The following is a 14,219-nucleotide window of genomic DNA, read 5'->3' on the forward strand; positions in this document are numbered from 1 at the left end:
GTGTCCTCCACGTCCTCCAGCGGCCCGGTGGAGCGGGTGGTCGCCGTGGTCGCCCACCCCGACGATGCCGAACTGATGTGCTACGGCACGCTGCGCAAGGCCCGCGAGTCCGGCGCGGTGGTGTCGGTCGTCGTCGTCACTCATGGCGCGAACGGAGTGTCGGTCGCCGACGCTGGGCGCCAACTCACCGAGGACGAGCGGGAGAAGGAGGTCACCGCTGCCTGGCACGACACGGGCATCGACACGGTCTTCCTCCACCTGCCCGACGGCGCGCTGAAGGCCGACCTCCCCCTGATCTCCCGCCTGGAAGCCGAGCTCAACCGGCTGAAATGCGGGCTGCTGATCACTCACAGCCCACGAGCGGCCAACGACCACCAGGACCACCTCGCGATCGCCGCGGCCGCCGCGAACGCCGCTACCCGGGTGCCGACCTGCCACACCGTGCTCCACGGCGAACCCCACGCTCCCCGCTCCGGCTTCAGACCGACCGTCCTCGTCGACATCACCGACGTCCTCGACGACAAGGTCCGGGCCCTGACCGCGCACCACAGTCAGGGCGGGCGCTGGTACCTGAGTCCGCAGTACACCCGCCACCGTGCCGCTCAGGCCGGATGGTCCCTGCGTCCCGCAGCCACGGCCGATGGACGCGCCTTCGAAGCCTTCGAGACCACCCTGCTCACCCTCGCCTTCACTCTCTCGCCAGAGGACCCCCAACCTTGATCTACATCGAACAGCCGTCGTTCGCCCCGTGGCTGGGGTTCTGCGAAACCCTGCTCGGCTGCGACACGGTCGCCTTCTATGACGACGTGCAGTACACCCAGGGCGGCTGGCAGAACCGCAACCGCATCAAGACCGCAGACGGGATCGCCTGGCTGACCGTGCCGGTCATCCGGGAGACCGGGCAGCTAATCAAGGACACCCGGATCGCACCTTCCTTCGACCCCGACCTGATGCTGCGCCAGATCCGCCTCGCCTACGCCCGCACCACCCACATCGACGAGGCCCTGAACGTGCTGCGTCCTGCGCTGACGGCGGGCCACACACACCTGGCGGACCTCAACATCAGCCTGATCACCGCCATCGCCACCGCCCTCGGCTCCCAGACGCGTCTGCTGCGCACCTCCCAGATGAAGATCACCGCAGACGACAAGACCGAACGCCTGGCCCGAATCTGTGCGACCGCCGGGGAACATGTGCTGTGGGCCGGCTCCGGCACCCGCGAGTACCTCGACACCGCCGAGCTGGAACGCCACCAGGTGGCGGTGCGGTGGAACGAGTTCACCGGCCGCCACCCGGAGTACGCCCAAGCATGGCCCCGCCAGCAATTCCTGCCAGGCCTGTCCGCCATCGACGCGGTATGCGCCCTGGGATGGGCCGGCACCGCCGCGCTGCTGCGCGCCTCGTTCGCGACCTACCTCCCGCTCGCGGAGAAGGGAAGTGCGACATGACCCGCCCGCTGATCATGACCGGGATCGACCTGCCGATGGAGCCCTCGTGCGGGTCGACCATCTGGTGCAGCGACGTCTACGAGCGGCTCGCCGACGAGTTCCGGGTGCTGTTCCTGGGCCTGCCGGGCAGCGGCACCTGGAAGCACAACTTCCCCGAGACCGCCCTGCTCGCCGCCGACAAACAGCCCTACGGCCCCGGCTTCGAGGCCTACGCAACCCAGCTGACGGACGAGGTCGGCGACCTCATCCGCGCTCACCGGCCCGACCTTCTCCACGCCCAGCACCTCGGGTTCGGGCTCGCGCTCGCTTTCGCCCGCGCGGCCGGCCCCATCCCCGTGGTGTCCGTCGCGCACGGCACCGATGTCATCGCAGCCCGCGAAAGCGAACAGGCTCTGGAGGTCTTCACCGAGGTCGTGGCCGCCAGTTCGAAGGTGGTCGTCCCGAACCCGGCACTGGGCTTCGAGGTGGACCGGCTCACTGACCATGTCTACACCGACCGGCTGACAACCGTTCCCTGGGGCGTTCCTCTCCCACCCGCGCCGACTGCTGTGCCACGGCCCTGGGCCTGCCTCAACCTGCTGCACGCCGGCCGCCTGGACGCCAACAAGTCCACCATCACCGTGATCCAGGCCCTCGCCCTCACCCGGACCAGGCACCACCTCACCGTGATCGGCAGCGGCAGCGAATTGCCGCTGCTCAAGGAGCGCACGCACAGCCTCGGCCTGGACGAGCGAGTCACCTTCATGCCGTTCATGCCGCGCGAGGACTTGTGGAGCATGTTCCCCGGCTTCGACGCGTTCGTGTTCACCACCCGCCAGCTGGAAGCCTTCGGCCTGGTCGCCGTAGAAGCCCAGGCCCACGGCCTGCCGGTGCTCTACGGCGACCTGCCCGGCCTGGTCGACACCCTTCTGGATGGCGGCCTGGTCTACAAGCCCGGTGACGCTCCTGCGCTCGCCAGGCTCATCGACCGCGTGGGCGCCGACCTGCCACTGCGGCAGTCCCTGCACAGCGCGGCCGCGGCCAACGCCCGCCGGCACAACATCGCCAACACCGCCGCACAGCTGACCCGTCTGTCCCGTACCGCGATCAAAGGGCTCCGATGACCGCCGCGACTGCGTTGTATGCCAGCCGGATGTGGCCGCCGGTCCGCCGTGGAGTGGGCGAGGCCACCGACTCCACCCTCGATCTTCTCTACCACCTGGGCCTGGTGGCCCGCACCGCGGCCACCGGCGTCCACACGCTCCTGCCGCTCGGCCTGCGGGTCCACGACCGGATGTCGGCGATCGCCCGGAGCGCGTTCGAGGAGCGCGGCGCGCTCGCCTTCGCCGCCCCCACTCTGCAGAGCCGCCGCCTGTGGGAGCAGACCGGCCGGTGGCGCACCTACCAGCGCGAAGGCGCTCTGCTGACGCTGCGCAGCTCCAGCGGAGAGGAGATGTGCCTCGCGCCGACCTCGGAGGAGATCGCGGCCGCGACAGTTCGCGAGTATCTGAGTTCCTTCCGGGATCTGCCCGTGCGGCTGTTCCTGTCCACGAGCAAGTTCCGGGACGAGCTCTCCCCGCGCGGTGGGCTGATGCGCGGCCGCGAGTTCACCATGGCCGACGCCTACACGTTCGACACCTCGGCCGACGGCATGCGCGAGTCGGTGGACTTCCTCAACAATGCCTGCACGGCCGCCTTGACCGGCATGGGGCTGAGCGGCGTGTTCCAGGCCCCGGCCGACGGCGGCGCCATCTCCGCCGGCCCCAGTACCGAGCACCTGGTGCTGTCCAACGCCGGGCAGAGCACCATCGTGGCCTGCGACCACTGCGGCAACCGCGGCGACGGTGCCGTCACACCCGCGCGGCCCTCGCCGCCGCCCGGCGCGCCCGTCGTCAACGTGATCGGCTTCGTCCTGACCCATCCTGACGGTCACATCCAGCCGGCCGCCGTGGCCGTCCGGTCCGACCTCAAGGTCAGCGCCCGCAAAGTCGTCGCCGCAACCGGCGCCCTGAAGGTCGCCCTCCTCGAGCCGCAGGACCTTCCCGCAATCCTCGGCAAAGAGGCCGGGACCCTCACCCCGTGGGACGCCGCGGCCAACCCCGACGCCCTCCTATTGTTCGACGATTCCGTCGCCGACCTGGACGAATTCGCGATCTCGGACGGGGCGGACGGGCTGCGCAGCGGCGTGACCTGGGATGGGGACCAGCATCTGCGCGCGCTGAGCCCGCACGGCCGCGACCTCGCCGAGGCGTCGGACGGCAGCCGGTGCACCCTGTGCCCCGGGACCCACCGCGCCGTACGCGCGGTCGAAGTCGCTCACGTCTTCGAACTCGGCACCCAGTACTCCCAGCCGATGAAGCTCGCCTTCACCGATCCCACCGGCCGCCAGGCCGTCCCCTGGATGGCGTGCTCCGGCATCGGCATCACCCGCTGTATGCAGACGGCCGCCGCCCTCCACCGTGACCATCACGGCCTGCGCTGGAAGCCCGACACCGGGCCAGCCGACGTCCATCTCACCGTGCTGCGCGCCGACCAGCCGCAGATGCAAGAGCGCACCGACCGGCTCGTGCAGGACCTCACCGCCCGCGGCCTGAGCCTCTTCGTCGACGACCGGCCCCTGCCCGCCGGCGAGAAGCTCCGCTACGCCCGCCTGCTGGGCCTGCCGCACGCCGCCGTCCTCTCTCCCGAACGCCCCGCCGAGGAGATCGAAGTCATCAGCCGCTGGACCGGACGCACCGCCGTCACCGAATCCAGCCACATTCCCCAGCTCGCCTCCAGCGGATAACCCCAGGCAACACCGTCAGCTCGGACTGAAATGGCGTCGCTGCAGCCCCCGTCACAGCGACGCTATTCGGCATGCCCGTACATAGAAAAGCAGCACTCTATTCGCGCGAGTGAGCGATGGCTAAAACTCCGCCGGTATTCCGTCGATCGCGTTGACGACCGAATACGGCGGCCCCTAGCGTGATGGCACCACAGTGAACGGGTCGTAGCTCAAGCGGTGGAGCACGGCAAAAGCGTTGCCGAGGAGCTGGTTCAAGTCCAGCCGGCCCGACCAGCCCAGCCAGTACCCGCGCCCGTGACCGACTATCGGCCGTGACCGGTTGCAGGGGTACCGGCTGAAGGAATATCGAACTCCCGCATATAAGGGCTTGTGAACCCGGAAACGATATTGATGAAAATTGCGATCACCGGCGGCGGCAGCGCCGGGCACGTTGTTCCCGCTCTTTCCGTCGCCACCCAGCTCGCACAGAGCGGGAACGCACTCGTGTTCTTCGGACGGGATGGAAGCATTGAGGAGGAGTATGCCGAGAAAGCCGATATCCGCTTCCGCTCCGTGCCGTCCGCCGGCCTGAAGCGCTACGGCTCATGGAGCAATCTGTGGATGCCTTTCACCGTCCTGCGCGGTATCGGCGCCGCCTGGAAGGCGATGCGCCGTGAGCGTCCCGACGTCGTGTTCAGCAAGGGCGGCTACGTCACCGTCCCCGTCGGCATCGCCGCCTGGCTGTGCCGCATCCCGGTCGTCATCCACGAGTCCGACCACTCCCTCGGACTCGCCAACCGGATCCTCGCCCGCACGGCCGCTCGCGTCTGCCTCTCCGAACCGGCTCGGTCCCAGACGCCGCGCTGGCTCGCCCGCAAGACGGTCGTCACCGGCCTGCCCTTGCGGGGCGATCTCGCCCAGGGCAACCCGGACCGGCTGCGCCGCCAGCTCGGCATCAAGCCCGGTGCCGAAGTACTGCTGATCTTCTGCGGCAGCAGCGGATCCGCCCGTGTCAACGACGCCGTACGCAGCCAACTGGACCAGCTCCGCAGCCGGTTCGCGGTGATTCACGTGTGCGGCAAGGGCAACCTCGACCCGTCCCTCGGCGGAACTGCCGGCTACTGGCAGTTCGAGTACCTGCACGCGGACATGACCGACGCGCTGTGGCTGGCCGACCTGGTCATCGGCAGGGCCGGCGCAACGACCCTGGCTGAGCTGGAGGCACTGGGGAAGCGCGCGGTCCTCGTCCCGCTGCCGGCCAGCGTCAGCCGCGGCGACCAGTTGGTGAATGCCGAGGCGTATGCGCGGCGCCATCAAGGACGCTGCCAGGTCATCCAGGACGACGACACCCTCGCTGGCGGCGCCACGCTCGTCGCAGCCTGCCTTCGCCTGGCCGGCGCTCATGCGGGTTTCAGCCGGCCTGACCCTGAGGTGATTCACCAGGCGGCCAGCCGCATCGCCGGCGAGACGGTGTCCGCCGCACGGCCGCGGCGCCGCCGAACTCGCTAGGCCTCGTCGTCACCGTGGCCGTACATTGCGAGGATCTCCTCGTCGGTTTCGCCACGATGGACGACGTGCACGTGCAGGTGCTTGGACTCTTGGTACTTGCCCAGGTTGGTGATCACCGAGGCGGCACCGTGCTGCTCGGTGACCTGAGCCGCCACCTTGGCCGCCACGTCCATGACCTCCGCCAGCAGCTCCGGGCCACCGGCACCCAGGTCCACAAGCGACGGAATGTGTTCCTTGGGCACCACCACGATGTGCACCGGGTGTGAGGGCTTGGTGTGGTGGAACGCCAGCACCCGGTCCGTCTCCATCACCCGCTCGATCTCCACGAGGCCGGGAATGGCCTGGTGGCAATAGAAGTCCGAGATTTTCGCGGGGGCCACAACAGCAGTGGTCACAGTTCGTCACTTTCCGTGCCTGTTGGTGATCTAGGCGCAAGATTACCGCCCTATTCCACAGCACACCCGCCTCATCCACCCCCGAACACCGCATCGAAAAGAGAAGTCCGCGTGGCCTCTTCTGCACCTGAAGCCCCTTCTAACGAACAGGAGTTTGCCTCCCGGTGCAGCGCGAAGCCGCCGTCATGGCCGAGCGCACCGGCGCCAAAGCGCCGTCCTCGGCATCGCCGTCCTCGACCGTCTCACCAACGACCGCCCGCCTCTGGATCCCGCCGCCGTGGAACAGCTGGCCGGCCAGGAGCCCACCTCGCGGGACCGCGGGTGGCCCTCTCCGTCCCCGCCCGCCGCCTTCGGCCCCCACCGCGACGAAGAGTTCCAGCAGCGGGCCGAGAGCGACCGGTAGCGCCTCCTGAACAACCTGGAGGCGATGTTCGACCTGCTCGCCAGCGAGGGCATCGACGCCACACCGCTGTCGAGGAGGCAGGCCGATGCCTGCCGGCTGGGCCCGGCGACCCCTGCGGGTGTCGATCCGTACTGGCTGGATCTGCTGAAGCCGGTCCTCAGCCTCAGCGAGTCACTGCCGTACGAGATCGCCCACCACCTGGGATCCACCCGGAGGTGACCCGTCCCGTCCGAGGTCGACGGCGGGTCCGTGGTCTTTCCGCCACCGCAGTAGGCCGCGGCGGCGGCACGGGCCCCGGAGGCTAGTGGACCCGGGCTGGCTCGCTGTACCAGTGGTAGGTGTCCTCGCCGATGTAGAGGGCGGGCGCGCGGTCGGTCAGGCGTGCTCGCTCTGGTGGATTGAGCTCGCCGCCGTGCCTTGAGGTGGACCGAGAGCACCCGGAAGGTCGCCTCGCACCAGCGGTCCCACTCCTGTTCGGTGCAGGCCTCAAGGCGGGCGAGGTCGGTCAGGCGCAGCCGCCCGCCGAGCATGTGGTCGCCCAGGGGCCGCACGACGCGAAGCTGCCGGCGGCACTCGACCGCGTCCGGTCCCGGGCGCAGTCGTTCCATCGGTGCCGTCAGGGGCAGCGCCGCCATACGGGTGCCCGGACCGGCCTGGAAGGCGCCCTCGTACAGGGCCAGTCCCAGGGCCACCAGGATCATGTGGGCCTCGCGGGCCGGGTTCGGTGTGCCGGCGCCGAAGAGGTGGTGGAAAAGGTGGCCGTGGTGGGGCAGGGACGCTGCCCGTGCCACGCCGAGCTCGGCTCCGGTCGGCGCAGCGAAGGAGGGGGTCCTGCCGCCCGTGGCGGCGCCGACATCACCAACCTTTGAACAAGCCTGATTGCGCCGTCCGTGCCGTCCGTCTACAAGCCTTTGTCTCAAGCGCCGTCATCACGGTCCGGCCGCTGGGCCACTGAGAATTCGTGGGTACTAAGCCATGGCGGCCACACCCCGACTCCGCTGGGCCCGTGAGCTCCAGAGCGCTGTCTCCGTCTACCCGAAGCGCTTTCCGGAACGAACACCCAACTCCACGCTAGGCGAAGGACAGCGGAAGCTCATCTGGATCACTCGAGACCGCGGTCGGCGCTTTCGCCGAGTTGTAGTTACTACCGGGAAAGAACGTGTATTGGGGCTCAGACTCGCCCTCAGCGTCTTGCATCAATGGCGACCCCCTGCCCGCATGGCCCGGCCTTCGCGTAGGCCGCGATCCGTGGTTCAAGGGGAAACTGGCTGCAACGGCCGCCACGCGCCCCTGAGCGGGCTCTCGCCACGCACGCCCCTCGACCCTCAACGCTCACCTGCGCAAGGGAAGTTCTCTGATCGCAGCCTCCCGTCGCACAATCCAGTAGCCAACCCAGGCACAAGATGCGGCAGATCACGAACTGAGGGATGATCGAAGAGTCCGCGTTTTCTACTGGTGGTGCCAGCCTTCCTCGAGTCCGAGGCACGGCTACCGGGACAAATGGCGTTGCAAAACGCAAGCTGCCGGCTCGACATTGGGCGTCGACTCCCTCTACCAGTAGGCCCCCTGGGTAGTGGTGGTCATCAGAGCGTGCTTCCCGTCACCATACGTGCGGGCCTGCACCGCCCATGCGGGACAGGCCCGCGTCTTCCGATCTGTTGACTCTGTATCGTTCGGAGATGTCATGGCAGCGAGCAACCCATTCACAGACGATCCGGAGCGTGCCGAGATATGGGAACTCGGCTACGTGGCTGGCTTTCAAGACCCCGACGGCTCCGACTTCCTTCCGTTGTCACCGGAATTGCTGGAGGTCTATACCCAGGGGATAGATGCTGGCCGAGATGACAATATTTCGAGTTCGGCGACCTTGGTTCCGCGCTCGGAGCTTGAAGGCGAGTCGAGCGACGAATGGGTAGAGCACCTCGTCATCGAGGGCGTCGCCGAGACCTTGGCTCACATTTTCAATAGAGCGGCTCTCGGACTAGTCGGCGTGGTCATCACAGCGCTATCGATCCAGGGCGACACCCCCCTGCACCCGCTCGAGGACGATTTCAGTGAGCTGTACACGGGACCGGACGACGACCCGAACGTCACCTTCATCGCGATGTGCCCTCGAACGGATCATCCGATGGCTGCCGCTGACACCACCGTTGACGGATACTGGACCGGATCGCCGATGACCGACTTCGGCGAGGCGCTTCAGCAGACACTCGCACACAGCCATCGCGAGGCGGTCGTTGCACGGTGCAGCCTCACCGACAACACCTGTGGGCTCGTGTGGGCAGCGAAATGAGAATCTCTAGGCCGCGCCCCGCTGGCCCAGACGCCAGCGTAGGCTCCGACAGGGCAAAACTCTTCATAGCGGCATGCGGCCACACACGGGGTCAGCGACGGTGAGTGTCAGCGTCGATCAGTACCGCCAGTTTCACAGTGTTCTCCACAACGCTCGACCGCATGCGCGTTGAGCTGGTCGGTCGCCAGGGTGGTGGCGTATTTGATGTCATCGCGGTTGGCGAATGACCGGCCGGTGAGGGCGGCCTTGCGGAAGATGCGCCACCAGCCTTCCTGCAGGTTGAGCCAGCACGCGCCCACCGGGATGAAGGCATGGTGGATACGGGGATGGTCCTCAAGCCAGGTCCGAGTGGACACGCTGTTATGACTGGACAGGTTATCGGTGACGATCCAGATCTCCCCGTCCGGGTTGGCGTCCTCGATCAGTTGCAGGAGCTGCTGGTAGAACACGCTGTTGCGGGAGGACGCGGTCATCGTGACTGCCTGGCCATCGGCCGGACGCAGACCACCGTAGACCCAGGTCTTCTCCGGCCCGCGGCTGTAGTCGAGTTCCGCTCGTGGAGTTCATGAAGGGTCGGGGTACGTGCGGAATGCGACATGCCATCAGGTCGGCGAGCAGCGGTTGGCCGAGGCGCTCGACGACATCGACGGGCGGGCCTACACGCGGTGGCACTCGCTGCGGTACGGCAGCATCTCGCCGACGCTGATTAGGGACTTGGCTGACGAACTGCTCGACCATGTCGCCGCGCGAACGGTGACGGAGCCGGGGCTCGACGCTGCGGCCGGCACGGTCGCCGTCACCGCCGCAGAGTGTATGCACGGAGTGCTGAGCATCATGTGCTTCCCGAACGGGGACCAGGAACTCCGGTTCCCCCTCGTCGGGGAGCGGATCAGCACGGACCCGGACGACGACGAGTTCGGGGACGGGCCCATCACCTTCCGGGACGTCGTCAAGGAGGCGCCCACCGCGCGGACCTGGCTCGACATGTTCGAGATGTGTGTCGTCAGCGGGCATGTGTGGGACTGGGAGCGGGTCACCGGGTTGCTGCTGCGCGGCGACTACGCGCCCGCCATCCGTGACGGCGTGCCCTACAACCGGTACACCTCCGTCTCCGACCCCGCCGACCTCGCCGCCATGGACGCCCTGTGCCCCTATCTCACCGAGGCAGCCGGGCATCTGCCCCGCGACTGGCCTACGGTTCCGCTGCGCAAGCCGGACGCCGGGGAGCGCACGGAGGCCGCCCGGCGGCTCGACGAGGTCGGCCACGCGCTGAGCGCGGACCAGCAGCTGCTCCGCGTACTCCTCGACGACGACCAGCACACCTTCGAGAACGCCCTCGTCGCCCGGCTGGTCGCGTACCGGGAGAGCGCCGAGGCCGGTGCCGGTGATCCCGCACCCCGGTCCCTCCTCCCCCTCGGCACCCTCGCCCTGGCCTGCCTCGCCGTCCAGGTCCATGGCTGGGTACTCCGTCTCCGGTCCGGGTATCTGCCGTACGGTCTGCTGGGATCGCCGGACGCACCGCGCCGGGCGGCGGAGGGGAACCGGTAGCAGATGGCCATCCGGGCGTCGACCAAGAACGTTGCTCTGCGGTGGCGGGGAACGTCACCGACCCGATGCGCTTCCGGTACCCGGCGAGCACGACCTTGCCGCGGCCAAACGCCCCTGCTGTGGGTGAGTCGCGAGCCGGGCCAGAACAACCGGGAGACCCACGACCATGGTTACGTGCAGGTCGGCCAGCGGGTGCAGGAGGAGGCCCGCGGACATCGGCGCGTCCGGGACCGAGGACGCCACTGCGTGGGCCCGCCAGGTGGTCCTGGTCGCCGAACTCCGCGCTAGGCCGGACTCCGACGGCCGGGAGAGCGGCTCGGCGGATCGCCGCTTCTTCGCTTTCGGGCGCCGCTTCGTGGTCGGTGGCCTGGTTCGTCACCCGATGGGGACCACGTCCGTGAACACGACTCGGTCCGCCAGCTCTGAAGGTTGGTCCGGCTCCACCCCGTCGGGCAGCGGGCGCGCCTCTCCGCCAGGGATCAGCTCGATCTCCCGTACGCGTACCCGCAGGGGGCCGGGCCCCGGCGCGTCCGCGAGCAGCGTCACGCCGAGTTCTCCCCTGGCACCGCCGACCGGTACCCAGCCGGCGGCCTCGGGGTCGTTCGGGTCCGAGGCGGCTCCCTCCACTCCGGTGTCGGTGAGCCGCTCCACGGACACACGGACGGAGTTGGGTTCCGGTCCGTCGGGACCGATGCCGTCGAGGGTGATCTGCAGCATGTCGTCGGGAGCGGGCTCCACGGTCAGCGTCCGGTCGGGCAACAGGGGGACGAAGTCCGCGCGGACGGCCGGCGAGAGGGCGAGACCCTGCAGGCTGTGGGGTTGCAGGCGGGCGAGGGCGGGTCGTACGAGGGGGCTGTAGGAGTTGGTGGCGGGGAGCGGGACGTCGGCGTACCAGCTGTCGCCGTGCGACCAGACGGGGTGCCCCACCGCGAGCACCCGACCGCCTGTCTCGCTCAGGACGACGGGGGTGCCGTTCAGGGTCGGGGAGCGCGGCGGGATCGCTGTGTCCCAGATGGGGTCGCGGCCGAGGAGGGTGACGTAGGGCAGGAGGTCCTCGTCCGGATCGCCCTGGGCGACCAGCAGCGCCAGTTGCTCATCGGCGCCCGTGGTGAACCAGGGGCGGGCCAGTTCGACGCGCAGCCGGTTGCCCAGTCTCCGGTGCGTGATGACGTCGTCCTCCTGGTCGGTGGTCCAGGTGAACGCCGGGACGACCGACAGGACTTTGGGTGCTGTCGGACGGGCGGAGCTCGGGACGACGACCTCGGGTGTGGGGGCGGAGGCCCGGAAGTCGTCCGGGGTTCCGTCGTCGTAGAACGCCCGGAACCGGCTGTTGGCAGTGAGGGTGTACGTGACGCGGCGGTGCTTGGTGTCGCCGAACTCGTGCCGCAGCAGCGGCAGTTCGGTGGCGCCGCGTTCCACAGGGACGACGGTGGCGGTGGCGGAGACCGGGCGGCTGCCCGCGTCGTCGACCTCCGGCCGGGTGCGAAGCTTTGTCGGTGGTGGGCTGGGCGGCACGGATGCTGCGTGGGGCGGCCCCGAGTTCGCGTCGGCAGGCCTTGTTGAACGCCTGGAGGTCGGGAATTCCGACGGAGGCCGCGACGGCGGGGATGGTCAGCGTGGTGGCCCGCAGGAAGTGGCGGGCCCGTTCCATCCGCCGGGCCCGGATGTAGCCGACGACCGTCTCCCCGGTGGCGGCGCGGAACAGCCGGGTCAGGTGATTGTGCGAGACACCCGCCGCCTTCGCGATCTCGGACACGGTCAGCGGCTCGGCCAGCCGGGTCTCGATCAGTGCCGCCGCCGCGGCGACAGCGGGATGGGCGGCCCGGGTGTCCCGTGTCGTCGGCGGGGCGAGCTGCGCGACCCGCCACAGCGCCGCCCACACCTCGGCCGCCGCCCGCGCCGCCGTGTTCGGCCAAACGGCCAGTGCCTGCCTCAACTGCGCGGTGAGCAACGGCAGTTCCGGCCCCGCGTCCTGGATCACCGGGACGCTCCTAGGTGTGCCGGACGGGCTCAGGCGCGGATGGACGTAGAGGTGCTCGGAGCGACCCCGGTAGCGGTAGCGGACCTGGGTGCCGGGCGGGACGAGGCTGACCCTGCCGGGGCGGATCAGGTGCGGGGTGCCGTTCACCGTCAGGTCGGCCTCATAGCCGTAGAGATGAAGCTGCCACAGGTCTGGCAGCGTGAACTCGTCCACCTGGCCGGCGGGGCCGTGCACGCCGACGCCGACTGCGGCGAGAGCGGGAGGCTCGTCGAGATGGACGAGGGCCGTGTGCATGGGCACCTGTTCTACCACGACGCCGGTAGGCGCGCACCGGGATCGCCGTCCCCGGCCCTTGCCGGTCCTGGTGGTGAGAATCGACCAGTGGAGGGTGAACGTGACCCACGCGGCGGGCGGGGGGCGGTGCCTAGCGTGGCGGTCATGGAGAAGAGGCAGGAACTGCTCAGCTCGGTCGAGATGGCGCGCTTCGTGGCGCACGGGTCGCTGCGTCTGGACGCGGTGGTCCCGGCGGAGATGAACGCCGAGGGCCTGGCGGTGCTGGCGCAAGACGTGGCGCCGGTGCCGTACGGGACGCCGCTGTCCGAGGCGTACCCGGCGGATTCGTTCGTCCGCAGGCTGCTGGACCTTCCACGGGTGGCCGGTGCCCTGCACAGCCTGGTCGGCCGGGAACCGACGGTGGACCACCACTTCGTCCACATCCGCGAGCCCCGCGGCGGGGACGCGCAGCCGCTGCACGGGGACGCCGTCATCGACGTCCGGCCGGACGCCTTCGACGTGCAGTTGATGTACTACCCGCAGGCGGTGACGCTCGACATGGGTGGCACCCTCAGCGTGCCGGGAAGCCATCTGCGCCGCATCAACGAGTCCGACACCGGCCGCTACCAGAATCTGCGCGGCCAGTCGCGGCTGGTCTGCCCGGCGGGCACGGTGGTGTTTCTGCACCACGGGCTCTGGCACGCGGGGCGGCGTAACGACAGCGACACGGTCCGCTACATGTTCAAGATCCGCTTCAACCCGACGGTCCGTCAGCAGCGTCTGTGGGACACCTCGGACCTGGACGACCCCCAGGTGGTCCGGGAGCTGGACGTGACGTTCCCCTGGTACGAGCCGGCCACGGGACGTCTGGAGCGCTACAACCGCATCCTGCTGTGGCGGGCCCTGACCGGCGACGACTCCTTCGACATCGACTACTGGGTCACCAGGGTCTCCAACCGCCCGCAGGAGGCCGCGGTATGACGAGCGAGGCGATGTCCCGCACGACGCTGCGGCAGCAGGTGCTGGTGCTGTACCTGGCCAACTCCGCCCTGGACTCCCATGTCGTCGGCTGGTCGCTGTACGACGGCACCGGCCGCACCTCCCCCACCACGGGCGACAGCGACGAACCGCCGTACGACTCGGGGGTGGCGGCGCTGCGGGACGGCTGGCGGCTGATCCAGGCGGCGCAGCTGATCCCGCCGTATCCGGGCCACGAGTACGACGTCTCGTTCCTCAAGTTCGAGTTCTTCTTCGAACGGCTCGTGGACATGGCGGCGGAACTTCCGTAGACCCGCTCCATCGCCGCGCCTGAACTCGCCTAGCGGCCCAACACATCCTATGTCTGGGCCGCTCCACCCTTCGATACGAGCGCACCCTCGACCGCAGCTTCCAGCTTTATCTGCCAATTTTCGTCGTTCCCCTGGACAGGCCACCAACTCATACCTCTTAATACATCCGATGTTGCTCCGTCGAATGTGCCTCCCAGGGCAGCCTTGTCGGCAGGTCCCGCTGACACTCCCCCCACCCCTTTGGACGCCCGCCCGACCGGCATCGGCTGCCCCTGGACATCGACACCGCGACGAATGCCGTCGATCGATCCACAGGAGTTGAGCCGTGTCCTCCCCC

14 protein-coding genes, 1 tRNA gene and 2 pseudogenes are annotated in these 14,219 nt (G+C 68.9%); 13 read left to right on the forward strand and 4 right to left on the reverse strand.

All coding sequences use genetic code 11. The features are described 5' to 3' along the window. From QF037_RS00455 to QF037_RS00480, 6 genes are all read left to right on the forward strand, one after another. Entirely contained in the window at nucleotides 1-720 is a 720-nt protein-coding gene (locus QF037_RS00455; RefSeq protein WP_307020681.1) for a PIG-L deacetylase family protein, read from the forward strand. Further along, nucleotides 717-1,448 carry a WbqC family protein gene (locus QF037_RS00460; protein WP_307020682.1) on the forward strand — a complete coding sequence of 244 codons (732 nt, stop codon included), beginning with the start codon at nucleotides 717-719 and terminating at the stop codon, nucleotides 1,446-1,448. The genes QF037_RS00455 and QF037_RS00460 overlap by 4 nt, the downstream gene beginning before the upstream one ends. After that, a complete protein-coding gene (locus QF037_RS00465) occupies nucleotides 1,445-2,551 on the forward strand; it encodes a glycosyltransferase family 4 protein (protein WP_307020686.1) in 1,107 nt (368 codons plus the stop codon). Before QF037_RS00460 ends, QF037_RS00465 begins: the two co-directional genes overlap by 4 nt. Continuing rightward, nucleotides 2,548-4,212 carry a proline--tRNA ligase gene (locus QF037_RS00470; RefSeq protein WP_307020688.1) on the forward strand — a complete coding sequence of 555 codons (1,665 nt, stop codon included), beginning with the start codon at nucleotides 2,548-2,550 and terminating at the stop codon, nucleotides 4,210-4,212. Before QF037_RS00465 ends, QF037_RS00470 begins: the two co-directional genes overlap by 4 nt. Before the next feature lie 198 nt (nucleotides 4,213-4,410). Beyond that, nucleotides 4,411-4,485, forward strand: a tRNA-Ala gene (locus QF037_RS00475). A gap of 117 nt (nucleotides 4,486-4,602) precedes the next feature. Next, a complete protein-coding gene (locus QF037_RS00480; protein WP_307020690.1) occupies nucleotides 4,603-5,700 on the forward strand; it encodes a UDP-N-acetylglucosamine--N-acetylmuramyl-(pentapeptide) pyrophosphoryl-undecaprenol N-acetylglucosamine transferase in 1,098 nt (365 codons plus the stop codon). On the opposite strand, the gene QF037_RS00485 is transcribed toward QF037_RS00480, so the two are convergent. Beyond that, the gene (locus QF037_RS00485) at nucleotides 5,697-6,095 is read right to left on the reverse strand and encodes an HIT family protein (RefSeq protein ID WP_307020692.1); all 399 of its coding nucleotides are present in this window, start codon (nucleotides 6,093-6,095) and stop codon (nucleotides 5,697-5,699) included. The genes QF037_RS00480 and QF037_RS00485 overlap by 4 nt on opposite strands. Before the next feature lie 277 nt (nucleotides 6,096-6,372). On the opposite strand from QF037_RS00485, the gene QF037_RS00490 reads away from it, so the two are divergent. The 3 genes from QF037_RS00490 to QF037_RS00500 all read left to right on the forward strand — a co-directional run bounded on the left by QF037_RS00490 (nucleotide 6,373) and on the right by QF037_RS00500 (nucleotide 8,791). Further along, nucleotides 6,373-6,498: a hypothetical protein gene (locus tag QF037_RS00490; RefSeq protein WP_307020693.1), complete on the forward strand. Its 126-nt coding sequence runs from the start codon at nucleotides 6,373-6,375 to the stop codon at nucleotides 6,496-6,498. A 24-nt stretch (nucleotides 6,499-6,522) separates the two neighbouring features. Next, the gene (locus QF037_RS00495) at nucleotides 6,523-6,717 is read left to right on the forward strand and encodes a hypothetical protein (RefSeq protein ID WP_307020695.1); all 195 of its coding nucleotides are present in this window, start codon (nucleotides 6,523-6,525) and stop codon (nucleotides 6,715-6,717) included. 1,465 nt (nucleotides 6,718-8,182) lie between these two features. After that, entirely contained in the window at nucleotides 8,183-8,791 is a 609-nt protein-coding gene (locus tag QF037_RS00500; protein ID WP_307020698.1) for a hypothetical protein, read from the forward strand. Nucleotides 8,792-8,898: 107 nt separating this feature from the next. Here QF037_RS00500 and QF037_RS00505 read toward each other — a convergent pair. Then, nucleotides 8,899-9,321, reverse strand: a pseudogene (locus QF037_RS00505) (transposase); the annotation flags it as partial. A gap of 52 nt (nucleotides 9,322-9,373) precedes the next feature. On the opposite strand from QF037_RS00505, the gene QF037_RS00510 reads away from it, so the two are divergent. Next, nucleotides 9,374-10,339, forward strand: a complete 966-nt coding sequence (locus QF037_RS00510) for an immunity 49 family protein (protein ID WP_307020700.1) — start codon at nucleotides 9,374-9,376, stop codon at nucleotides 10,337-10,339. A 375-nt stretch (nucleotides 10,340-10,714) separates the two neighbouring features. Here the strand turns inward: QF037_RS00510 and QF037_RS00515 are convergent, their stop codons facing one another. Together QF037_RS00515 and QF037_RS00520 are read right to left on the reverse strand one after the other, a co-directional pair. After that, nucleotides 10,715-11,854 carry a hypothetical protein gene (locus tag QF037_RS00515; protein WP_307020702.1) on the reverse strand — a complete coding sequence of 380 codons (1,140 nt, stop codon included), beginning with the start codon at nucleotides 11,852-11,854 and terminating at the stop codon, nucleotides 10,715-10,717. A 55-nt stretch (nucleotides 11,855-11,909) separates the two neighbouring features. Beyond that, a pseudogene (locus QF037_RS00520) lies at nucleotides 11,910-12,095 on the reverse strand (helix-turn-helix domain-containing protein); the annotation flags it as partial. Between QF037_RS00520 and QF037_RS00525 the strand changes: the two are divergent. The 3 genes from QF037_RS00525 (at nucleotide 12,058) to QF037_RS00535 (ending at nucleotide 13,882) form a co-directional block, all read left to right on the forward strand. Continuing rightward, on the forward strand, nucleotides 12,058-12,369 hold the full coding sequence (locus QF037_RS00525; RefSeq protein ID WP_307037806.1) for a hypothetical protein: 312 nt from the start codon (nucleotides 12,058-12,060) through the stop codon (nucleotides 12,367-12,369). The pseudogene QF037_RS00520 and the gene QF037_RS00525 overlap by 38 nt on opposite strands. A 389-nt stretch (nucleotides 12,370-12,758) precedes the next feature. After that, a complete protein-coding gene (locus tag QF037_RS00530) occupies nucleotides 12,759-13,574 on the forward strand; it encodes a phytanoyl-CoA dioxygenase family protein (protein ID WP_307020704.1) in 816 nt (271 codons plus the stop codon). Beyond that, a complete protein-coding gene (locus QF037_RS00535; protein ID WP_307020706.1) occupies nucleotides 13,571-13,882 on the forward strand; it encodes a hypothetical protein in 312 nt (103 codons plus the stop codon). Before QF037_RS00530 ends, QF037_RS00535 begins: the two co-directional genes overlap by 4 nt. Nucleotides 13,883-14,219: the final 337 nt, after the last annotated feature.

Source organism: Streptomyces canus, assembly GCF_030815415.1.
In the GTDB taxonomy this organism is placed as follows: Bacteria; Actinomycetota; Actinomycetes; order Streptomycetales; family Streptomycetaceae; genus Streptomyces; species Streptomyces canus_F.

What these genes read in the sequence shown, in the direction of transcription:
- QF037_RS00480 (WP_307020690.1), top strand. Translation starts at nt 4,603, where the DNA reads ATGAAAATTGCGATCACCGGCGGCGGCAGCGCCGGGCACGTTGTTCCC.
- QF037_RS00495 (WP_307020695.1), top strand. Translation starts at nt 6,523, where the DNA reads ATGTTCGACCTGCTCGCCAGCGAGGGCATCGACGCCACACCGCTGTCG.
- QF037_RS00465 (WP_307020686.1), top strand. Translation starts at nt 1,445, where the DNA reads ATGACCCGCCCGCTGATCATGACCGGGATCGACCTGCCGATGGAGCCC.
- QF037_RS00530 (WP_307020704.1), top strand. Translation starts at nt 12,759, where the DNA reads ATGGAGAAGAGGCAGGAACTGCTCAGCTCGGTCGAGATGGCGCGCTTC.
- QF037_RS00470 (WP_307020688.1), top strand. Translation starts at nt 2,548, where the DNA reads ATGACCGCCGCGACTGCGTTGTATGCCAGCCGGATGTGGCCGCCGGTC.
- QF037_RS00500 (WP_307020698.1), top strand. Translation starts at nt 8,183, where the DNA reads ATGGCAGCGAGCAACCCATTCACAGACGATCCGGAGCGTGCCGAGATA.
- QF037_RS00535 (WP_307020706.1), top strand. Translation starts at nt 13,571, where the DNA reads ATGACGAGCGAGGCGATGTCCCGCACGACGCTGCGGCAGCAGGTGCTG.